The following is a 17,604-nucleotide window of genomic DNA, read 5'->3' on the forward strand; positions in this document are numbered from 1 at the left end:
GTAAGCTAGTAAGATCCCTGAAAGATGATCAGGTTGATAGGTTCGAGGTGGAAGCATGGTGACATGTGGAGCTGACGAATACTAATAGATCGAGGACTTAACCATATAATATGTAGCAAATGTTATCTAGTTTTGAAAGAATATAAAAAACTTGTTGACTTTCGAGGTCAAATGAGTTAAAATGATTCTTGTCTTAAATGAATACAGTCTGGTAATGATGGCAGAGAGGTCACACCCGTTCCCATACCGAACACGGAAGTTAAGCTCTCTAGCGCCGATGGTAGTTGGGACCTTGTCCCTGTGAGAGTAGGACGTTGCCAGGCAAAATGGAGGATTAGCTCAGCTGGGAGAGCACCTGCCTTACAAGCAGGGGGTCGGCGGTTCGATCCCGTCATCCTCCACCATATATGTCGGAGGGGTAGCGAAGTGGCTAAACGCGGCGGACTGTAAATCCGCTCCTTCGGGTTCGGCAGTTCGAATCTGCCCCCCTCCACCATTCTTAATTAATGGGCTATAGCCAAGCGGTAAGGCAACGGACTTTGACTCCGTCATGCGCTGGTTCGAATCCAGCTAGCCCAGCCATTAAGAGCCATTAGCTCAGTTGGTAGAGCATCTGACTTTTAATCAGAGGGTCGAAGGTTCGAGTCCTTCATGGCTCACCATTTTAATGAAATATGCGGGTGTGGCGGAATTGGCAGACGCACTAGACTTAGGATCTAGCGCCTTTGGCGTGGGGGTTCGACTCCCTTCACCCGCACTTTTAATAAAATAACTCATACATGTCTTGCGGAAGTAGTTCAGTGGTAGAATACAACCTTGCCAAGGTTGGGGTCGCGGGTTCGAATCCCGTCTTCCGCTCCAATTTTCAATATGACATGCCGGGGTGGCGGAACAGGCAGACGCACAGGACTTAAAATCCTGCGGTGGGTGACCACCGTGCGGGTTCGACCCCCGCCCTCGGCACCATATGCGCCCGTAGCTCAATTGGATAGAGCGTTTGACTACGGATCAAGAGGTTAGGGGTTCGACTCCTCTCGGGCGCGCTTTTATTAACGGGAAGTGGCTCAGCTTGGTAGAGCACCTGGTTTGGGACCAGGGGGTCGCAGGTTCAAATCCTGTCTTCCCGATATTCCCAAAAAACATGGGGCCTTAGCTCAGCTGGGAGAGCGCCTGCCTTGCACGCAGGAGGTCAGCGGTTCGATCCCGCTAGGCTCCACTTTATTTAATATATGTCTCGGAGGTATACCCAAGTTCGGCTGAAGGGATCGGTCTTGAAAACCGACAGGCGGTGAGAATCGCGCGGGGGTTCGAATCCCTCTACCTCCTCCATTTTTTCTTTAATGGTTTAGACATATAATAATAAAATATTTATTTTTTCCTTCATGGAGGTATACCCAAGTTCGGCTGAAGGGATCGGTCTTGAAAACCGACAGGCGGCGAGAGTCGCGCGGGGGTTCGAATCCCTCTACCTCCTCCATTTTTTAAAACTTTATATTGTCGCGGGGTGGAGCAGCACGGTAGCTCGTCGGGCTCATAACCCGAAGGTCGCAGGTTCAAATCCTGTCCCCGCAACCAAATGGTCCCGTGGTGTAGTGGTTAACATGCCTGCCTGTCACGCAGGAGATCGCCGGTTCGACCCCGGTCGGGACCGCCATTTATGTTGGCTCGGTAGCTCAGTCGGTAGAGCAGAGGACTGAAAATCCTCGTGTCGGCGGTTCGATTCCGTCCCGAGCCACCATTTTTTTATGCCGGCTTAGCTCAATTGGTAGAGCAACTGACTTGTAATCAGTAGGTTGGGGGTTCAAGTCCTCTAGCCGGCATCATTTAGGGGCATAGTTTAAAGGTAGAACTGAGGTCTCCAAAACCTCCAGTGTGGGTTCGATTCCTACTGCCCCTGTAAAGTATATGGGCCTATAGCTCAGCTGGTTAGAGCGCACGCCTGATAAGCGTGAGGTCGATGGTTCGAGTCCATTTAGGCCCACCATATATTATTCCGCAGTAGCTCAGTGGTAGAGCTATCGGCTGTTAACCGATCGGTCGTAGGTTCGAGTCCTACCTGCGGAGCCATGGCCCGTTGGTCAAGTGGTTAAGACACCGCCCTTTCACGGCGGTAACACGGGTTCGAATCCCGTACGGGTCATACAAAAAAGAGTCAGCATTATGCTGGCTCTTTTTTATTTTGTTAATCCTTTTTATTACGTTACTTTCCAGAAATAAATAAAGGAATTTTGGAAAAGCTATGGTATGTATAAAAAGGAGGAAATAAATAATGACACGAGTTAGAGACTTAATGAGTACCCATATTGTACATTGTACACCGCTAGACAATGTATATGAGGCAGCTGTTAAAATGAAGGAAGAATCAGTTGGATTAATTCCAGTTGTTGAAAATGAGCAAGTTGTTGGGCTTGTTACTGATCGTGATTTAGTCGTTCGAGGGATTGCTGAAAAACATCCTGGATCTAATAAAATTACAAATGTGATGACAACAAATATTATCTCAGTTTCTCCAAATGATTCTATTGAAAAAGCTACAGAGCTAATGGCACAGCATCAAATTAGACGATTACCAGTAGTTGATAGTGGTCAACTTATTGGCATGTTAGCACTAGGAGATTTAGCTATAAGGGAATCAGCAGATGATCAAGCTGGATTTGCCTTGAGTGAAATCTCAGAGCGTACAGAGTAAATTGAAACTTTAATTAACCGAGAGTTTAATGGTCACTCATAAAGAGCTAAATTATATATAAATTTCAGATACATTATTCTAGCATATATGGATTAAACTAATATGTTAGCGTGATGTATCTGAGACATTATATAATAAGGATACGGTTAATAATTTCGACATTTTTTTAAAATTTGTTATTCTTAATTTTTAATAAGAGAAAAGATGATATACTGATAGATATAAGTATTATGATAGATTTTGAATATAACAATATTAATTTTTAGTGGTGCGATAATAAATTAATATTTCCTACATAGATGAAAAGGGAAGGGGAATTATATGAAGGCTGTACAGGGCGATCCAAATTGGAATTTGGTTACAGATACATATATAGAACCAAATAATTTCGCTGAATTATTTTCTTTGCTTGTACCTTGTCACCCAAAAGGTGAGGGGAAAGAACGAACTATATTAGTATGGAAAGAGAAAGAATTTTATAAAGAAGAAAATTTAGCGGCATTTATCGTATATGGCATGAATAAAGCAAAGAAATTACCGCAGTTTCATAAAGATGAAATTCCAACTTTAGTGCGTATTCTTCGCTTATGCCAAGAGATTGGTTGGTATGAAGAGGCAAATGATTTTATGATAGCGCAAGGATTAGCTGAGTTTGTTCATACTTCATTGGAATATGAAACATGGGATCTTTTGACGCAATCAGTTGCTTTAAATTATTTAATTATTAAATATCGTATAGGTGAATTGACAGATAGGGATATTGAAATTTGGGATAGAGTTAAATTTAATGAGAAGTGTATAACCGATTGTAAACATTTATTATCTCATAAAGAAGTATTGGAATTTACATTCTTTTATATGTGCAAGAGAGCGAAATCATTATCAAAAGAGCAATTAAATAGTGATATGATGAGTTTAGCAATGTATTGTAATACTTTTGTATATGATTTGTATACACATGATTTATTACGGAAATATCGTAAGTGTACAGATTTCCTATCATATTATGGACCTAGTCAGGCAGTTTTAGCATGTCAAAGAGCTGTATTATCTCAAATTTCCGATCGCTTAGACCCATTAAAGACAACGCATGTAGATGATTATTTATATGTGATGAAAGAAATGATGGAGCATATGACGATAGGAGTAATGGATCGATACGGTCATTTTATTGGAAAGCTACTATCTTATGTGCCATTTTTCGAAATGATACAAGTTCCACAGCATGCATATTATTGTGAAGAATTACTGTATATTTGTAAGGGCATTGAATATAAAGAAGAAACACTACGCAATTATATATTTATACAATTACATGATTGTTTACCATCATTCTTTAGGCTATTTCTTAAAAATAAGCGTTATGCAACGATTCATGATATTCTTTTCTATTGGTGCGATGACGAACAACGAATGAGCTTAGAGAAAAAATATAATCTGAGCTTTATTTATGAAAAATATGCTTGTGGATAAACAATATTTTCGATATGAAAAATTAATATAAATTAAAAAGGATCTCCAGTTTATGTGAGATCCTTTTTTGTTAGTAAAACAAGGAGAAAGTGATTAAGACAAGAAACAACATTCCATATAGGAGAAGTTGTGCAGTATAACTTCCTTGTATACCAAAAAAAGTATTGGCTTTCTTATACAGATTCAATATGTATTGTATTGGAGTATCTTTGAAAGATTGGTACACAGTGTCTCCTCTTTCTAAGCTTCTTGTTCTTGTTTTTGTTTTTGGTTATAAGGGACATTAATATATCTAGCTACAAATAATAAAACAGCCATAAAGAATACTGGAAATACAGTAGATAAATAAAAGCCATTACTAATTATATTTGTTATGAGAGCACTCAAAAGAAAAATAGCATTATAAATATGGGCAATTTTTTGTTTTAGTTGCACTTGAAATGATTCCATCATAATTTCTAATGCAACAAAAGCAATAATAATAGATAAAAATACAATGTTTGTATTGTAAATGATTAAACAACAGATTAAACCTAAAAAGGCTACGTATTCAATTATAAGAGGTATATTGCGTGGCATACAATTTACCTAACTAAATATGGCAGTGGATTTACTGCATTTGTTTTTTCAAAATTCCATTCTCCATTATGTAATTCAAAATGAAGATGTTGCCCGTATGAATGACCTGTGTTTCCCATATGACCTATTAATTGTCCAGTTTGTACTTGATCACCAGCTTGTACAGTGCGATCCTTCATATGAGCATAAACAGTTGTATATAATTTCCCATTGATTTGATGCGCAATGAAAACAACATTGCCATAGCTAGCTGAATAATAAGATTTCACAACTTTACCTGCAGCAGCAGCTTGGATAGAGACGTTTCCTGGAGCGGCAATATCTATACCATAATGCATTTGTTCCCAGCGTATATCAAAGGTTGAGCTAATTCTTCCTTGAGCGGGGAATTTGAAAGCAACTGGAATTGATGAAGGCTGATCTGTTTTAGCTTGTGGTTGATTTTGTACTACATAGTGTTTTGCTACATATCCGTATCCTGTGCCAAAACGAATTTTATACCAAGTACCTACAGTTTCTACTACTTGTACTTGTGTACCGTTTTGTAATGAACCGAGTAGAGCGCTACTTGTACTAGCGGTGCTACGTACATTTAGATTAGGTGTTGCAACAGTATATTTTGTATTATTTTGAACGGTGATTCCTTTTACTAAGGGTTGTGAACCATTAGAGATGAATGCTTTTTGTACGTAACCTGTTTGGCCATTATGCGATATTTTATACCATTCGCCTTGATCTTCTTGAACGGTAATAAACTTGCCATTTGGTAATACATCTAAAATGGAAGATTCTAAATTAGGTTCAGAGCGAACGTTTAATGCATTAGCATTAACGATGTATTGATCATTAGAATGAAGTTTGTTTTTTAGTAAAATAGCATCTTTTTGTACATAACCTACTTTATTATGAACAGATACTTTATACCACTCATTAGTTGTTTTAAGGATGTTCACTTTTGTATTAAAGCGAATTGTATCAATTGATGTGCTTTTTACGTTATCTTCTGTATGTAATGCTACTTGATCGACTTTGACATACCCAGTTTTAATATTAGATAATTGTTCAGCGTTTGCTTTTTGTACATTTGTTTCACCCATAGAAGGAAGTAAAGAAGCAATCGCTACAGTAGTTGCTGTTAAAGCAGTAGCTTTCATATTCATGGAATAGAGACCTCCTCTAGTTGTATAGTTGTAATTTTATTATAGTATAAAGATATAATATAGTGGGTGTATTCACATAAATGTAATATGAAATCAATATAAAAATAAATTTTTTGAGGATAATGATTCCTTCTTATGCAATTAATTGGGGTTTTATTTTCTAAAATAGAATGTATGTATTGTATAAATTTGATATTCTGTTAATAATTAAGAAAATTAAAAAAGTTGATGATGTCTTATTAGGGTGTTATACTGACAGTGATAATTTTATAGTTTGCTAGGAGAGCTGGTGTTGCCAGCTGAGAGTAGGCCGTAAGCCTTTGATCCTTTTTATTACCTGATCTAGATTATGCTAGCGTAGGGAAGCAATTCGGACACTAACAATGAGTCCCCGTTTCTTTGCGTATAGAAACGGGGCTTTTTTATTTGAAAATTTCATATTGAAACCACTAGGGGTGCTTGATTTGCTGAGAGAGGAATAATCCTTAACCCTTACAACACCTGATCTAGGTAATACTAGCGAAGGGAAGTGGAACATCGAATAAATGTATAACTTTATTTGCTGTAACCACTTCTTATATATAGAAGTGGTTTTTTATTTAGATACATATATTGAAAGGGGATAGAGAAATGAAATTTTGCGATAGATTATTAGAAACTGTGCAACCGGTTTGGGAGATGAGTCATAATCATCCGTTTGTAGTAGGTATGGGAGATGGCACGTTAGAAAAAGATAAATTCCAGTATTATATTATTCAAGATTATTTATATCTGCTAGATTATGCAAAGTTATATGCGATTGGTGTTGTAAAAGCAACGAATCCACAAGTAATGGGAAAGTTCGCTGAACAAATTGATGGAATATTAAATGGCGAAATGACAATCCATAAACAATATGCAAAAAGACTTGGAATTTCTATAGAGGAGATAGAGTCTGCGAAACCATCTGCTAAAAATTTAGCTTATACAAATTACATGATGTCTGTATCTCAAAATGGCACACTTGCGGAATTAATAGCAGCGCTTCTTCCATGTATGTGGAGCTATTGGGAAATTGGAAAGCGTTTAAATGATATTCCTGGAGCAAGTGATCATGAGTTTTTTGGTGAGTGGATTCAAGGATATAGTTCGGAAGAATACGGTAATCTGTGTATTTGGTTAATAGATTTATTAAATGAAATGGCAGTGGGAAAGTCTGAGACAGAACTAGAAAGATTAGAGGAGATTTTCTTAAATTCCAGTCGATTTGAATATTTATTCTGGGATATGTCCTATCGTAAGGAGATGTGGGGATTTGAGGAGCAAGAACATACTACAGTTTCATAATGTTTCTTTTCATTACGATGAGAAACCAATCATCCATGAATTAAATGCTTCTATACATGAGAAAGAGTTTGTCAGTATTATCGGACCGAGTGGATGTGGGAAAAGTACTTTATTTCGCCTTATTACAGGTCTAGAAAAGGTAAGTACTGGACAGATAGAACTGACAGAAACAAAGCACCATCCTGTAGGATATATGCCGCAAAAAGATATGCTTTTGCCGTGGAGAACAATTATTGAGAATGCTGCCCTGCCGCTAGAGTGCCAAGGTGTACAGAAGAAAGAAGCAGAAGTAAAGGCAAAGGAACTGTTACATAAATTTGGTTTGCAAGGGTATGAGAAAAAATATCCGAAAGATTTATCTGGTGGTATGAGACAACGTGTATCTTTTATTCGAACTTTATTAACAGGCGGGGAAATATTGCTGTTAGATGAACCATTTAGTGCGTTGGATGCTTTAACGAAGACCTCTTTGCAAGAATGGTTGTTTGAACAATGGCAAGAGTGGGAAAAAACAATTTTATTCATTACTCATGATGTTGAAGAAGCGTTATTTCTTTCAAACCGAGTTTTAGTAGTGGAACAGCAGCCGATAACGACTTTGACTGAGCGGACTGTACCGCTTGATCATAACAGAACACGAAAAGATTTATATAAACCGGAAGTATTAGCGCTGAAAGATGAGCTTCTTAGTATGTTACAAAGGCAGGTACTTGTGTGATGAACCGATTGAAAGAATTAGTTCCTGCTATTACACTTTCTAGTATTTTACTAGCTGTGTGGGAAATAGGAGCAAGAATTGTAGATGAGATGTACATTTTACCGTCACCTTCTGCGATTGTAATGAAGATATGGAAACTAAAAGACATATTATTTACAGTTCATTTACCTGCAACGTTATACGTCGTTTTAATAGGTGTTGTTATCTCTATCGTATTAGGTGTAGGGCTAGCGATGTTAATGAATGCGAGTACATGGATGGAGAGAGCATTTTATCCATTATTAGTTGCTTCACAAACGATTCCGATTACTGCGCTTGCTCCGCTATTTGTTTTATGGTTTGGATACACAATTTGGAGTAAGGTTGTTGTCACAGTTTTAATTACGTTTTTCCCAATTGCGGTCAATACGTATGATGGACTGCGTAGTACGAAAAAAGAATGGGAGGAGCTCTTAGTTACATATGGAGCAACAAAAAGAGATATTTTTCTTAAATTAAAGTTGCCGTCTGCTCTTCCTTATTTTTTCTCAGCTTTAAAAATTGCAGTTCCGCTTAGTGTTATCGGAGCAGCAATTGGAGAATGGCTCGGTGCACAAGCTGGGCTTGGATATTTCAGTAAGAGAATGATGACGCAGTTAGATGAAGCTGGCGTATTTGCACCTATTGTATTGTTATCATTATTAGCTATTTTCTTCGTCGTAATTATTTCCATATTAGAAAAGAAATTCATTAGTTGGAGGAAGTATTCATGAAATTTTTAAAGCGCATCTTTGTGTTTACATTATTAATTGCAATGATTGCTGGATGTTCTAGTAATTCAGCATCAGATAAGAGTAAAAAAGAAAAAGAAATAACGGTCATGCTTGATTGGTACCCAAATGCGGTACATAGCTTTATTTATGCAGCAATTGAAAAAGGCTACTTTAAAGAAGAAGGTGTAAAGGTGAATATTAAATTCCCTTCCAATCCGACTGACCCATTAACTTTAGCAGCTGCAGGAAAAGTAACGGTTGGCCTATATTATCAACCAGATGTTGTTATGGCAAAAGCAAACGAACAAGTTCCAGTGAAATCAATTGGAGCTGTCGTACGTTCCCCATTAAATCATGTTGTATCACTGAAGTCAGCAGGCATTCAATCGCCAAAAGATTTAGAGGGGAAAACAGTGGGATATTCTGGAACACCTTTAAGTGAGATGTATTTAAAAACGATGGTAAAAGAAGCTGGTGGTAATCCAGATACAGTGAAAGTAGTCGATGTTGGCTTTGATTTAGTACCAGCATTAATTACGAAAAAAGTGGATGCGGTAACAGGGGCATACATTAACCATGAAGTACCTGTTATGCGTCATGAAGGTCATGAACCAGCGTACTTTAATCCAGCAGATTATGGTGTACCGAATTATCATGAGCTTGTATTTGTAACAGGTGATAAAACGTTGAAAAAAGATAAAGAAGCGTTGCAAGCCTTCTTACGTGGTACGAAAAAAGGCTATGATTTCATGAAGAAAAATCCAGATGAAGCATTAAATATTTTATTAAATCATCAAGAAAAAGAAAACTTCCCACTTGTGCCAGAAGTTGAAAAGGAAAGTATGAAAATTTTATTAGAGAAGATGGAAACGAAAGATGAGCCATTCTTATCAGATTCAAAAGAGTCTTGGGAGAAACAAAATAAGTGGCTGAAGGACAAAGGAATGACAAAAGAAACCGTCCCAGCCGATGAACTATTCGAAAATATTTTAAAGTAGGCGAATGAATATGAAAAATGAGCTCCACGTAATCTCAAATGGCCATATGCCATTCGAAGAGTTAGTGAATGTAGCGATGCAAATTGAGAGTGAGATTGATTATTTGCATATTCGTGAGCGTGAGAAGAGTACAAAGGAATTATATGAAGGTGTGGAAATTCTGTTAATGGAGGGCTTTCCGGCTTCTAAAATTGTCATAAACGATCGAATTGATATTGCAATTTTATTAAATATTCCTCGTGTTCAACTAGGATATCGAAGCACAGATGTAAAGTCAGTGAAAGAAAAGTTTTCTTATTTGCATGTCGGTTATTCTGTGCATTCGCTAGATGAAGCGATAGTAGCATTTAAAAATGGAGCGGATTCACTCGTTTATGGCCATGTATTTCCGACAGATTGTAAAAAAGGTATGCCAGCGAGAGGGCTTGAAGAAATTTCGGACATTGCAAGGAGCTTATCGATACCAATTATAGCTATTGGAGGGATTACTCCTGAGAATACAAAGGATATTCTGGCAAGTGAAGTAAGTGGAATTGCTGTTATGTCTGGAATTTTAAGTAGTAGTAACCCGTATAGCAAAGCGAAGTCTTATAAGGAATCAATAAGAAAGTGGGCGGAAAAACATGTGTGAGAAGTATGATGTAGCGATTATTGGTGGTGGTGTAATTGGTAGTTCAGTTGCACATTTTCTAGCAGAAAGAGGACATAAAGTAGCGATTGTAGAAAAGCAAAGAATTGCATCGGAAGCTTCGAAAGCAGCTGCTGGTTTACTTGGTGTTCAAGCAGAATGGGATGCGTATGATCCGCTATTTGAACTTGCTAGAGAAAGCCGAGCTATATTTCCACAACTTGCAGCAGTTTTACGTGAAAAGACGGGTATTGATATTGGATATGAAGAAAAAGGAATTTATCGTATTGCTCAAAATGCAGATGAGAAGGAAAGAATTCTTCACATTATGGATTGGCAGCAGAAAACAGGTGAAGATTCTTATTTTCTAACGGGAGACCATGTGCGGGAAAAAGAGCCATATCTATCCGAATCTATTATAGGAGCAGTATATTATCCGAAAGACGGTCATGTTATTGCACCAGAGCTTACGAAAGCATTTGCACATTCTGCGACAATTTCCGGTGCGGATATATATGAGCAAACAGAAGTATTTGATATCCGTATTGAAAATAATAAAGTGACTGGAGTTATTACAAGTGAAGGTATTGTCACATGTGAGAAAGTCGTTATTGCAGGAGGTTCATGGAGTACGCAGTTACTCAGTTATTTTCACCGTGATTGGGGTACATATCCAGTTAAAGGAGAAGTGGTTGCGGTAAAAAGTAGAAAACAACTTTTAAAAGCACCTATTTTTCAAGAAAGATTTTACATTACTCCAAAGCGCGGTGGACGTTACGTAATTGGGGCAACAATGAAGCCACATACGTTCAATAAAACTGTGCAGCCAGAAAGTATAACTTCTATATTAGAGCGTGCTTATACAATATTGCCAGCTTTAAAAGAAGCAGAATGGGAAAGCACGTGGGCAGGATTACGACCACAATCGAATCATGAAGCTCCTTATATGGGAGAGCATGAAGAAATAAAAGGTTTATATGCTTGCACGGGCCATTATCGAAACGGTATTTTATTAAGTCCTGTTTCTGGCCAATATATGGCTGATTTAATAGAAGGAAAGCAAGAGAATCATTTGCTAGATTCATTGCTTTCTAAAACGGTTTAGAAAGGGGATGGAAGTTTGAATTTGAAAATTAATGGTAATCAAATTGAAGTGCCAGAGAGTGTAAAAACAGTAGCCGAGCTACTTATACATTTAGAGCTAGATAACAGAATTGTTGTAGTAGAGCGTAATAAAGATATTTTACAAAAAGATGATCATACAGATACATCTGTTTTTGATGGAGACCAAATTGAGATTGTAACTTTCGTAGGAGGCGGTTGATTATGTTAAACATTGGACCATTTTCATTTCATTCTAGACTTTTATTAGGAACAGGTAAATTCCCTGATTTTGACGTGCAGCAAAAGGCAATTGACGTTTCTCAAGCTGAAATTTTAACGTTTGCAGTACGTCGTATGGATATCTTTGATGCAAAGCAACCTAATTTATTAGAGAAACTTGATGTGAAAAAATATACGTTATTACCAAATACAGCAGGGGCAAAAAACGCTGAAGAGGCTGTTCGTATTGCAAAATTAGCAAAAGCCTCTGGGCTTTGTGACATGATAAAGGTAGAAGTTATTGGTGATGATAGAACGTTATTACCTGATCCGGTAGAAACGTTAAAGGCATCTGAAATGTTACTAGAAGAAGGATTTATCGTACTTCCATATACATCTGATGATGTTGTATTAGCACGTAAATTACAAGAGCTTGGCGTGCATGCGATTATGCCAGGAGCATCACCAATCGGTTCAGGGCTTGGTATTGTAAATCCATTAAATTTGAGCTTCATTATTGAACAAGCGACAGTACCAGTTATCGTTGATGCCGGTATTGGTAGTCCAGCTGATGCGGCATTTGCAATGGAATTAGGAGCGGATGGTGTGTTATTAAATACGGCTGTGTCAGGAGCAAAAGATCCTATTAAAATGGCACAAGCAATGAAATTAAGTATTGAGGCAGGACGTTTAGGCTTTGAAGCAGGTCGTATTGCACGTAAGCGTTGTGCAACTGCAAGTAGTCCTTTAGAAGGAATGAGCGTAGTTGAATAATCGATATTCTCGCCAAGAACTATTTTCTCCAATTGGAGAAGAAGGACAGCAAAAGATAAGAGAAAAGCATGTGCTTATTATCGGTGCAGGTGCATTAGGTAGTGCAAATGCAGAGATGTTTGTAAGAGCAGGTGTTGGCAAGATAACAATTGTTGACCGTGATTATGTAGATTGGAGTAATTTACAAAGACAACAATTGTATGCAGAGAGCGACGTAAAGAATAATCTTCCAAAAGCTATAGCGGCTAAAAAACGTTTAGAAGAGATCAATAGTGATGTAACAATAGAAGCTCTCGTTCAAGATGTAACAGCTGAAGAGCTAGAAGAACTTGTTACAAATGTTGATGTAATTATTGATGCGACTGATAATTTTGAAACACGCTTTATTGTGAATGATATAGCACAAAAATATTCTATTCCATGGATTTACGGTGCATGTGTAGGTAGTTACGGTCTTTCTTACACAATCCTTCCTAGTAAAACACCATGTTTATCATGTTTATTACAGTCGATTCCGCTTGGCGGGGCAACATGTGATACAGCGGGTATTATATCACCTGCTGTATCTCTCGTCGTTTCTCATCAAGTAACAGAAGCTCTTAAACTGTTAGTAGAAGATTACGAATCACTGCGAGATGGACTTGTGTCATTTGATGTATGGAAGAATGAATATTCATGTATGAATGTGCAAAAGCTTCGTAAACACAATTGTCCTTCGTGCGGAGAGAATGCGATATACCCGTATTTAAATAAAGAAAACACATCGAAAACAGCAGTTTTATGCGGGAGAAATACAGTTCAAATTAGACCACCTCATAAAGAGGAAATAGATTTTGAAAGATATAAAGAGCTGCTGAATGATCGTGTGCAGGATTTAAATGTAAATCCATATTTATTATCATTTTCTGTGGAAGAAAAGAGATTAGTTGCTTTTAAAGATGGTCGTGTACTTGTACATGGAACGAAAGATATAAGCGAAGCAAAAACAATTTATCATCGCTATTTTGGATAGAAAAGGATGAGTGGGATGAAAATAAATAAAGCTTTAACAATTGCAGGATCTGATAGTGGCGGCGGTGCCGGCATTCAAGCAGATTTAAAAACATTCCAAGAGCTTGGTGTGTATGGAATGACGGCTATTACGGCAATTACTGCTCAAAACACGCTTGGCGTTCAAGGGGTATATCCAGTTTCGTTAGAAGGTATTACGGAACAGTTGAATTCAATTGGTACGGATTTAACACCAGATGCTGTGAAACTAGGAATGTTATTTAGCAGCGAAGTTATTCAAATTGTAGCAGAACATATTAATAAATTTGGCTGGAATAATATTGTACTAGATCCTGTTATGATTGCTAAGGGCGGTGCATCATTATTACAACAAGAAGCAGTGCAAGCATTAAAAGAATATTTATTACCAGTAGCAACTGTTATAACACCGAATGTCCCAGAAGCAGAAGTGTTAACTGGGATGGAGATTCATAATGTTGAAGATAGTAAGGAAGCTGCAAAAGTATTGCACGAATTAGGTGCTAAATATGTGCTTATGAAGGGCGGACATGCAGAATATCAAGGTAATGAAGTAATTGATTTCCTCTTTGATGGAGAAAAATTTATTGAGTTTAGAAGCGAGCGAATTCCTTCAAAGCAAACGCACGGAAGTGGGTGTACATTTGCTTCAGCGGTTACAGCAGGACTTGCGAAAGGATACTCAATTGAAGATGCTGTTCAAGAAGCAAAACGATTTATTAGTATAGCAATTGAAGAGCCATTGAATATTGGTAGTGGTCATGGACCGACGAATCATTTTGCATATAAAGTGAATAGAACGCGTGCATAGGTAAGTGAAAAGCCAGTTTTATAACTGGCTTTTTTTCTGTTTACTTTTTCAAAATACAGGAGTAATATATCAGCCAGAATACATTTTTTTGTAAACGCTGAGTCCAATTATATGGAGCGGAGGAACCAATTTGTGCAGTGTCACTCGGGGTGAATCTTTCAAGTTTGAAAGTAGGGCTACTCTCAAAGTCCGAATCCGACAGCTAACTTCGTAAGCGTCTTGAGAGAGGACGGTGCCATGATGGATACATCACTTCATAGATCTGATTAGTATAGGGGAATATCAATTTATGTTTGATTTCTTTTATACTAAGGAGGATGAGGTACATGGAACTAACACTTATTTGTGTTGGAGAAGAAAGTAAGGTAGATAGTTTAAGAGATCTAGTATCATTTCAACATGAGTTAATTATTTTTACAGCAAATGAAGAGATAGCGGCTGAAGTTAGGAATTGTGGGTTTGATTGGACTTATAGCTGCAGTAAGGAGCAGGACTTTACTAGTATTTTTGAGTGTATTAAGAAGGTGATTTTACTAGGGGATGAGCTTCCAATCGTTAGTTTTTTCACAGAACACATTCGCTTTTCTTTTCAAGCACCTATTACTGTTGTTACAAGGAATAAACGATATCCAGCGAGGCTCTATGAAACAATTGGAGCTAAGTTTGTCGTGTTTACAAATTGTGATAATATTTCTTTTTTATTTTTTGAATAGGGCGGGGGAAGAAATGATGAAGGTACTATTACTTGGAGATATAGCAAATCGTTGGGCAGTATCGGTAGAGCGAGTTCAAGAATTGGTTAAGATCGATCCCCTTTTTCCAGGGCCGTATATTATATTACCATCAAAAGATGCTTTGTATTTAGAGGTGGATATTACCGAGTATGAGCAGCTACATGCAGAATTGACACAAGTTTATATTCGTGGGAGAAATTTACGTGCATTTTTACGAGGAGAATAAAGGTTGAATAAAAAAGAGCGAATGCTGAGTGCAACAAGCTATGCACTTCATCTCATTCGCTCTTTTTATTTCATATTTAAAAGGTCATTTTTAAGAAAAGAGAAGAGAAATAAAGAAAATAGATGAAATAATAGTAATAATCTTCAATGTAAGCGTTTAAATGGATGTAAATATTATTATTTTCAGTAATTTAACCCTTTACAAGTGAAATATAGAGGAGTATATTTACTCTCATAAATCATTCATAAAATTTCCAAAAAAACCTAAAATCGCTGAGTTCCAGAAATGGAGCGGGGGAACCAATTTTGTGCATCGTCACTTGGGGTGAATCTTTCAGTTTTGAAAGTAGGGCTACTCTTTAGGCCCGAATCCGACAGCTAACCTCGTAAGCGTTTAGAGAGGAGGTTTACTTTTTGTTGTTCATTTTTTGAACACTGAGTAGAGCTCAGTGTTCTTTTTTAATATTCAAATGGTAAATTTTAACAAAAACAAAGCGAGGGATAGCTATGTTAGATGTTGTAATGGTCGGGATTTTTATTTTATTAGTTGCATCAATGGCAAGTCTTGCAAGTTGGTCAGATAAAGTTGTGAAAGAAGGAAAGCAATCATGATGATTGTCTTATCGGTTATTGTCGCAGCAATTACAGTGTATTTAGTGTATGCATTATTAAATCCAGAGAAGTTTTAATTAGGGGGAATCATTCATTATGATTTGGGTTGCAGTCATTATTACAATGCTCTTGTTTATTTTAGTAGCAAAGCCAATGGGAATTTATTTAGAAAAAGCTTTTCAAGGTAGCAAAATGCTAGATAAAGTATTCGGGCCTTTTGAAAAACTTATTTTTAAAATTACGGGTGTAAAAGAATACAATCAAACGTGGAAACAGTACGTATTATCATTAGTTTTACTCAACGGATTTATGATTGTTATTGTATATTTCATTTTCAGATTACAAGGTGTGTTGCCGCTAAATCCAGCGCATATTGAAGGGATGGAGCCTACGCTCGCTTTTAATACAGCGATTAGTTTTATGGCTGATACAAACTTACAGCATTATAGCGGTGAAAATGGTTTATCCTATTTATCACAATTAATCGGGATTACATTTTTAATGTTTGCGGCACCAGCAACGACATTGGCGCTCGTTATGGCTTTTATAAGAGGACTTGCTGGAAAAGAACTTGGTAACTTTTTCGTTGATTTTACGAGAGCGTTAACGAGAGTGTTTCTTCCTATCGCATTTATTGCGGCACTAGTTTTTGTCGCACTTGGCGTACCGCAAACGTTAGATGGAGCGGTTACAGCACAAACGATTGATGGGGCAAAACAAAGTATATTACGTGGACCTGTTGCATCATTCGTTTCCATTAAGGAACTTGGAAATAATGGCGGTGGATTTTTCGGAGCAAACTCTACGCATCCTTTTGAAAATCCAGGACAAATGAGTAATATTTTGCAAATGATGCTTATGATGTTATTACCAACAGCACTTCCATTTACGTACGGACGAATGGTAGGAAATAAAAAACAAGGTCGCATCCTTTTCGTTTCACTTTTTATGGTGTTTTTACTAGGATTTATAACAATTACGACATCTGAACTAAACGGGAATCCGGCATTAAATGGAATGGGTATCGAACATGTACAAGGAAGTACAGAAGGGAAAGAAGTACGATTTGGAACAGTATTTTCTTCACTATACGCAACGGTAACGACAGCTGCTGAAACAGGCGCCGTTAATACGATGCATGATACGTTAACACCAATTGGCGGTTTAGTTCCACTTGTAAATATGATGTTAAACACAGTATATGGCGGCGTTGGAGCAGGTTTTGTAAATATTATTATGTATGCAATTATTGCAGTGTTTATATCTGGGTTAATGGTTGGACGGACACCAGAGTTTTTAGGTAAAAAGATTGAAGGTAAGGAAATGAAATTAATTGCGGTCACGATTTTATTTCATCCATTGCTCATTTTAGGCTTTTCGGCATTAGCTCTTTCAACAAATTTAGGGACGGATGCTATTTCTCATTCCGGTTTCCACGGTTTAACGCAAGTTGTATATGAATATACATCGTCAGCTGCGAATAACGGATCTGGATTTGAAGGATTAGGAGATAATACACCGTTTTGGAATATTACGACTGGTTTAGTTATGTTTTTAGGACGTTACTTCAGTTTAATTACGATGCTAGCTGTGGCAGCTTCGTTGAAAGAAAAAACGGTAGTGCCAGAAACAGTCGGAACGTTCCGTACAGATAATAGTTTATTTGGTGGCATCTTCATCGGAACAATTGTAATTGTCGGTGCATTAACATTCTTCCCGATGTTAGTACTCGGACCAATTGCAGAATTTCTTACATTGAAGTAATGGAGGGTA

19 protein-coding genes, 20 tRNA genes, 2 rRNA genes and 4 riboswitches are annotated in these 17,604 nt (G+C 37.4%); of the genes, 39 read left to right on the forward strand and 2 right to left on the reverse strand.

All coding sequences use genetic code 11. The features are described 5' to 3' along the window. The 24 genes from CGQ22_RS27455 to CGQ22_RS27570 all read left to right on the forward strand — a co-directional run. Positions 1-105 (forward strand): 23S ribosomal RNA (locus tag CGQ22_RS27455); the annotation flags it as partial. Positions 106-207: 102 nt separating this feature from the next. Next, a 5S ribosomal RNA gene (gene rrf, locus CGQ22_RS27460) occupies positions 208-323 on the forward strand. 5 nt (positions 324-328) lie between these two features. Further along, positions 329-404, forward strand: a tRNA-Val gene (locus CGQ22_RS27465). Between the two features lie 8 nt (positions 405-412). After that, positions 413-496 (forward strand) — tRNA-Tyr (locus CGQ22_RS27470). A gap of 11 nt (positions 497-507) precedes the next feature. Continuing rightward, positions 508-582, forward strand: a tRNA-Gln gene (locus tag CGQ22_RS27475). A 4-nt stretch (positions 583-586) separates the two neighbouring features. Next, a tRNA-Lys gene (locus CGQ22_RS27480) sits at positions 587-662 on the forward strand. Positions 663-676: 14 nt separating this feature from the next. Continuing rightward, positions 677-757, forward strand: a tRNA-Leu gene (locus CGQ22_RS27485). Positions 758-786: 29 nt separating this feature from the next. Beyond that, positions 787-861: transfer RNA gene (locus CGQ22_RS27490), tRNA-Gly, on the forward strand. A gap of 16 nt (positions 862-877) precedes the next feature. After that, a tRNA-Leu gene (locus CGQ22_RS27495) sits at positions 878-966 on the forward strand. Between the two features lie 3 nt (positions 967-969). Continuing rightward, positions 970-1,043 (forward strand) — tRNA-Arg (locus CGQ22_RS27500). Positions 1,044-1,053: 10 nt separating this feature from the next. Further along, positions 1,054-1,127 (forward strand) — tRNA-Pro (locus CGQ22_RS27505). A 16-nt stretch (positions 1,128-1,143) separates the two neighbouring features. Then, positions 1,144-1,216: transfer RNA gene (locus CGQ22_RS27510), tRNA-Ala, on the forward strand. A gap of 20 nt (positions 1,217-1,236) precedes the next feature. Then, a tRNA-Ser gene (locus CGQ22_RS27515) sits at positions 1,237-1,329 on the forward strand. Between the two features lie 55 nt (positions 1,330-1,384). Beyond that, a tRNA-Ser gene (locus tag CGQ22_RS27520) sits at positions 1,385-1,477 on the forward strand. A 21-nt stretch (positions 1,478-1,498) separates the two neighbouring features. Then, a tRNA-Met gene (locus tag CGQ22_RS27525) sits at positions 1,499-1,575 on the forward strand. Positions 1,576-1,578: 3 nt separating this feature from the next. After that, positions 1,579-1,654: transfer RNA gene (locus CGQ22_RS27530), tRNA-Asp, on the forward strand. A gap of 8 nt (positions 1,655-1,662) precedes the next feature. Then, a tRNA-Phe gene (locus tag CGQ22_RS27535) sits at positions 1,663-1,738 on the forward strand. 9 nt (positions 1,739-1,747) lie between these two features. Beyond that, positions 1,748-1,820 (forward strand) — tRNA-Thr (locus CGQ22_RS27540). Positions 1,821-1,826: 6 nt separating this feature from the next. Continuing rightward, a tRNA-Trp gene (locus CGQ22_RS27545) sits at positions 1,827-1,897 on the forward strand. A 10-nt stretch (positions 1,898-1,907) separates the two neighbouring features. After that, positions 1,908-1,984, forward strand: a tRNA-Ile gene (locus CGQ22_RS27550). A gap of 8 nt (positions 1,985-1,992) precedes the next feature. Continuing rightward, positions 1,993-2,067, forward strand: a tRNA-Asn gene (locus CGQ22_RS27555). Position 2,068: 1 nt separating this feature from the next. Then, positions 2,069-2,140 (forward strand) — tRNA-Glu (locus CGQ22_RS27560). Positions 2,141-2,269: 129 nt separating this feature from the next. Further along, on the forward strand, positions 2,270-2,689 hold the full coding sequence (locus tag CGQ22_RS27565) for a CBS domain-containing protein (protein WP_000199011.1): 420 nt from the start codon (positions 2,270-2,272) through the stop codon (positions 2,687-2,689). 321 nt (positions 2,690-3,010) lie between these two features. Further along, a complete protein-coding gene (locus CGQ22_RS27570; RefSeq protein ID WP_000648912.1) occupies positions 3,011-4,162 on the forward strand; it encodes a DUF3965 domain-containing protein in 1,152 nt (383 codons plus the stop codon). A 240-nt stretch (positions 4,163-4,402) separates the two neighbouring features. Here the strand turns inward: CGQ22_RS27570 and CGQ22_RS27580 are convergent, their stop codons facing one another. Then, complete coding sequence (locus CGQ22_RS27580) at positions 4,403-4,741, reverse strand: hypothetical protein (protein ID WP_001137824.1); 339 nt, start codon at positions 4,739-4,741, stop codon at positions 4,403-4,405. A gap of 5 nt (positions 4,742-4,746) precedes the next feature. Beyond that, positions 4,747-5,901 carry an SH3 domain-containing protein gene (locus CGQ22_RS27585; RefSeq protein WP_089149607.1) on the reverse strand — a complete coding sequence of 385 codons (1,155 nt, stop codon included), beginning with the start codon at positions 5,899-5,901 and terminating at the stop codon, positions 4,747-4,749. 269 nt (positions 5,902-6,170) lie between these two features. Then, positions 6,171-6,282, forward strand: a riboswitch (TPP riboswitch). Positions 6,283-6,342: 60 nt separating this feature from the next. Next, a riboswitch (TPP riboswitch) is annotated at positions 6,343-6,446 on the forward strand. An 85-nt stretch (positions 6,447-6,531) separates the two neighbouring features. Between CGQ22_RS27585 and tenA the strand changes: the two genes are divergently transcribed. The 15 genes from tenA (at position 6,532) to kdpA (ending at position 17,595) form a co-directional block, all read left to right on the forward strand. Next, entirely contained in the window at positions 6,532-7,227 is a 696-nt protein-coding gene (tenA, locus tag CGQ22_RS27590) for a thiaminase II (RefSeq protein WP_089149608.1), read from the forward strand. Beyond that, entirely contained in the window at positions 7,196-7,945 is a 750-nt protein-coding gene (locus CGQ22_RS27595) for an ABC transporter ATP-binding protein (RefSeq protein ID WP_001256791.1), read from the forward strand. The genes tenA and CGQ22_RS27595 overlap by 32 nt, the downstream gene beginning before the upstream one ends. Further along, on the forward strand, positions 7,945-8,697 hold the full coding sequence (locus CGQ22_RS27600) for an ABC transporter permease (protein WP_089149609.1): 753 nt from the start codon (positions 7,945-7,947) through the stop codon (positions 8,695-8,697). Before CGQ22_RS27595 ends, CGQ22_RS27600 begins: the two co-directional genes overlap by 1 nt. Continuing rightward, entirely contained in the window at positions 8,694-9,695 is a 1,002-nt protein-coding gene (locus CGQ22_RS27605) for an ABC transporter substrate-binding protein (protein ID WP_089149610.1), read from the forward strand. The genes CGQ22_RS27600 and CGQ22_RS27605 overlap by 4 nt, the downstream gene beginning before the upstream one ends. A 10-nt stretch (positions 9,696-9,705) precedes the next feature. Then, positions 9,706-10,326 carry a thiazole tautomerase TenI gene (gene tenI / locus CGQ22_RS27610; RefSeq protein ID WP_089149611.1) on the forward strand — a complete coding sequence of 207 codons (621 nt, stop codon included), beginning with the start codon at positions 9,706-9,708 and terminating at the stop codon, positions 10,324-10,326. Then, positions 10,319-11,428, forward strand: a complete 1,110-nt coding sequence (gene thiO / locus CGQ22_RS27615; RefSeq protein WP_000333300.1) for a glycine oxidase ThiO — start codon at positions 10,319-10,321, stop codon at positions 11,426-11,428. The genes tenI and thiO overlap by 8 nt, the downstream gene beginning before the upstream one ends. Before the next feature lie 15 nt (positions 11,429-11,443). Further along, positions 11,444-11,647: a sulfur carrier protein ThiS gene (gene thiS, locus CGQ22_RS27620; protein ID WP_001049504.1), complete on the forward strand. Its 204-nt coding sequence runs from the start codon at positions 11,444-11,446 to the stop codon at positions 11,645-11,647. Between the two features lie 2 nt (positions 11,648-11,649). Then, entirely contained in the window at positions 11,650-12,420 is a 771-nt protein-coding gene (thiG, locus tag CGQ22_RS27625; RefSeq protein ID WP_089149612.1) for a thiazole synthase, read from the forward strand. Then, complete coding sequence (gene thiF, locus CGQ22_RS27630) at positions 12,413-13,432, forward strand: thiazole biosynthesis adenylyltransferase ThiF (protein ID WP_074594513.1); 1,020 nt, start codon at positions 12,413-12,415, stop codon at positions 13,430-13,432. Before thiG ends, thiF begins: the two co-directional genes overlap by 8 nt. Before the next feature lie 6 nt (positions 13,433-13,438). Beyond that, entirely contained in the window at positions 13,439-14,260 is an 822-nt protein-coding gene (thiD, locus tag CGQ22_RS27635; protein WP_003300058.1) for a bifunctional hydroxymethylpyrimidine kinase/phosphomethylpyrimidine kinase, read from the forward strand. An 85-nt stretch (positions 14,261-14,345) separates the two neighbouring features. After that, positions 14,346-14,493: riboswitch (cyclic di-AMP (ydaO/yuaA leader) on the forward strand. A gap of 93 nt (positions 14,494-14,586) precedes the next feature. After that, entirely contained in the window at positions 14,587-14,973 is a 387-nt protein-coding gene (locus CGQ22_RS27640) for a hypothetical protein (protein WP_000424070.1), read from the forward strand. 13 nt (positions 14,974-14,986) lie between these two features. Beyond that, positions 14,987-15,220, forward strand: a complete 234-nt coding sequence (locus CGQ22_RS27645) for a hypothetical protein (RefSeq protein ID WP_002163849.1) — start codon at positions 14,987-14,989, stop codon at positions 15,218-15,220. A 260-nt stretch (positions 15,221-15,480) separates the two neighbouring features. Next, positions 15,481-15,626, forward strand: a riboswitch (cyclic di-AMP (ydaO/yuaA leader). A gap of 100 nt (positions 15,627-15,726) precedes the next feature. Further along, entirely contained in the window at positions 15,727-15,831 is a 105-nt protein-coding gene (locus CGQ22_RS27655) for a SipW-dependent-type signal peptide-containing protein (RefSeq protein ID WP_000887894.1), read from the forward strand. Then, complete coding sequence (kdpF, locus tag CGQ22_RS27660; RefSeq protein ID WP_223153441.1) at positions 15,831-15,908, forward strand: K(+)-transporting ATPase subunit F; 78 nt, start codon at positions 15,831-15,833, stop codon at positions 15,906-15,908. Before CGQ22_RS27655 ends, kdpF begins: the two co-directional genes overlap by 1 nt. 19 nt (positions 15,909-15,927) lie before the next feature. Then, entirely contained in the window at positions 15,928-17,595 is a 1,668-nt protein-coding gene (gene kdpA, locus CGQ22_RS27665; protein WP_089149613.1) for a potassium-transporting ATPase subunit KdpA, read from the forward strand. The last annotated feature ends 9 nt before the right edge of the window (positions 17,596-17,604 follow it).

The sequence above is a fragment of the Bacillus sp. M13(2017) genome, from assembly GCF_002218325.1.
In the GTDB taxonomy this organism is placed as follows: domain Bacteria; phylum Bacillota; class Bacilli; order Bacillales; family Bacillaceae_G; genus Bacillus_A; species Bacillus_A thuringiensis_K.

Excerpts from the sequence above, each read along its gene's own strand:
- CGQ22_RS27565 (WP_000199011.1), top strand. The coding sequence starts at position 2,270 with ATGACACGAGTTAGAGACTTAATGAGTACCCATATTGTACATTGTACA.
- CGQ22_RS27570 (WP_000648912.1), top strand. The coding sequence starts at position 3,011 with ATGAAGGCTGTACAGGGCGATCCAAATTGGAATTTGGTTACAGATACA.
- CGQ22_RS27580 (WP_001137824.1), bottom strand. The coding sequence starts at position 4,741 with ATGCCACGCAATATACCTCTTATAATTGAATACGTAGCCTTTTTAGGT.
- CGQ22_RS27585 (WP_089149607.1), bottom strand. The coding sequence starts at position 5,901 with ATGAATATGAAAGCTACTGCTTTAACAGCAACTACTGTAGCGATTGCT.
- tenA (WP_089149608.1), top strand. The coding sequence starts at position 6,532 with ATGAAATTTTGCGATAGATTATTAGAAACTGTGCAACCGGTTTGGGAG.
- CGQ22_RS27600 (WP_089149609.1), top strand. The coding sequence starts at position 7,945 with ATGAACCGATTGAAAGAATTAGTTCCTGCTATTACACTTTCTAGTATT.
- CGQ22_RS27605 (WP_089149610.1), top strand. The coding sequence starts at position 8,694 with ATGAAATTTTTAAAGCGCATCTTTGTGTTTACATTATTAATTGCAATG.
- tenI (WP_089149611.1), top strand. The coding sequence starts at position 9,706 with ATGAAAAATGAGCTCCACGTAATCTCAAATGGCCATATGCCATTCGAA.
- thiO (WP_000333300.1), top strand. The coding sequence starts at position 10,319 with ATGTGTGAGAAGTATGATGTAGCGATTATTGGTGGTGGTGTAATTGGT.
- thiG (WP_089149612.1), top strand. The coding sequence starts at position 11,650 with ATGTTAAACATTGGACCATTTTCATTTCATTCTAGACTTTTATTAGGA.
- thiD (WP_003300058.1), top strand. The coding sequence starts at position 13,439 with ATGAGTGGGATGAAAATAAATAAAGCTTTAACAATTGCAGGATCTGAT.
- CGQ22_RS27640 (WP_000424070.1), top strand. The coding sequence starts at position 14,587 with ATGGAACTAACACTTATTTGTGTTGGAGAAGAAAGTAAGGTAGATAGT.
- CGQ22_RS27645 (WP_002163849.1), top strand. The coding sequence starts at position 14,987 with ATGATGAAGGTACTATTACTTGGAGATATAGCAAATCGTTGGGCAGTA.
- CGQ22_RS27655 (WP_000887894.1), top strand. The coding sequence starts at position 15,727 with ATGTTAGATGTTGTAATGGTCGGGATTTTTATTTTATTAGTTGCATCA.
- kdpF (WP_223153441.1), top strand. The coding sequence starts at position 15,831 with ATGATTGTCTTATCGGTTATTGTCGCAGCAATTACAGTGTATTTAGTG.
- kdpA (WP_089149613.1), top strand. The coding sequence starts at position 15,928 with ATGATTTGGGTTGCAGTCATTATTACAATGCTCTTGTTTATTTTAGTA.